Raw genomic sequence first — 1,429 nt, 5'->3', positions numbered from 1 at the left:
GCCGCCGGGGCGGCCATCACCGCGGCGGCCGCGGCGGCGAGCACGGCGCTACCGGCGTGGCGGTGGCGACGCGGGGTGGCGGGGGTCGAGGTGGGTGCTGTTGCTGACGTCATGTGGGTCTCCAATCGCTGGACGGGTGTCCGGTCCTTCGGTGCGGTGGTGGACCGACTCCCCGTCAGCAGTGTTGACCTCTCGACCGGGCTTGCCACCCCCGTTGCACGTCATCCGGGACGACGGAACGGTGAGAGGTACGCTGGCCTGCGGGAACGGCACCGCCCTGGAACGACCGACCGGGACGGTGGGCACACACGCCGGACCGCGTCGGTCCGGACGGACCGCGGGGGAGCCGGTGGCCGGAGTACCTGAGGAGACGGCGCAGTTCGCTGCGACGCTGCGGGAGCTCAAGGAACGTTCCGGGCGCAGTTACGGGCAGTTGGCCAAGCGGCTGCACCTGAGCACCTCGACCCTGCACCGCTACTGCAACGGTGCGGCGCTGCCTGCCGGGTACGGCACCGTGGAGCGCATCGCCCGGCTCTGCGGCGCCACCCCCGACGAGTTGCTGGACCTGCACCGGCGGTGGCTGCTCGCCCGACCAGGCGGAGCGGACCGAGCGCACGGCCTGCTCCGCGGCGGCGCCCAGGTCGTCGGCGGACGCCAGTGAGTCGATGCGGGGCAGCGCGGTGTGCGCGAACAGCTTGCCGCTGGTCAGCACCCGGCCCGGCTCGTCGGCGGCGAGCGTCTCCGCCAGCCGCCGGTTGATGCTGCTGTCACCGGGGTCGTTGAGCCGCAGCTCGACGCGGGTGCCGAACGCCGACTGGGCGGCGATCCGCACATCGTTCCACCGCAGCATCGCCGCGACCACGTGGATGCCGTAACCGCCGCCGCGCTTTAGCAGGTCGGTGACGGCCTCGTCCAACTCCTCGAAGTCGTCGCGCAGTTCACCGAACCCGTCGACCACCAGCACGATGTCGGTGGAGCCGAGGTGCGGAAGCTGCCCGGCGGCCCGCATCCGGCGCAGCTGCTCGACGGAGTCGATGCCGCGCTCGCGGAACACCTCCTCGCGGGCGGTGAGCATGGTGCGCACCTCCTCGACGGTGCGCATCGCCCGCTCCCGGTCGGCACGCCCGGCGACGCCGCCGACGTGCGGCAGCCCGGCCATGGTCTGGAGGCCGCCGCCGACCAGGTCGAGGCCGTAGACGCCGACCTCCTGCGGGGTGTGGGTCAGCGCCAGCGACAGCATCAGGGTGCGCAGCAGTGTGGTCTTGCCGGACTGCGGGCCGCCGATGACGGCCGCGTGGCCGCCGGCCGACGTCAGGTCCAGCAGCCACTGGCCCTGCCACTGCCGTGCCGGGTCGTCAAGCAGGCCCAGCGGGACCCGCATCGGCCCGGCGGGCCGATGCGTGAGCTGCATGCCGCGCCGCCCGGCCTG

Annotated in this window: 2 pseudogenes; one reads left to right on the top strand and one right to left on the bottom strand. The window is 73.6% G+C overall.

The features are described from left to right. Window positions 1-94 precede the first annotated feature (94 nt). Window positions 95-508, top strand: a pseudogene (locus ACYVE9_RS26790) (helix-turn-helix domain-containing protein); the annotation flags it as partial. 21 nt (window positions 509-529) lie between these two features. Here the strand turns inward: ACYVE9_RS26790 and eccCb are convergent. Beyond that, window positions 530-1,429: pseudogene (gene eccCb, locus ACYVE9_RS26785) on the bottom strand (type VII secretion protein EccCb); the annotation flags it as partial.

Source organism: Streptomyces sparsus (genome assembly GCF_054776295.1).
The sequence above is the reverse complement of the archived record's forward strand: the minus strand, read 5'-3'. Positions and strand labels throughout refer to the sequence as shown.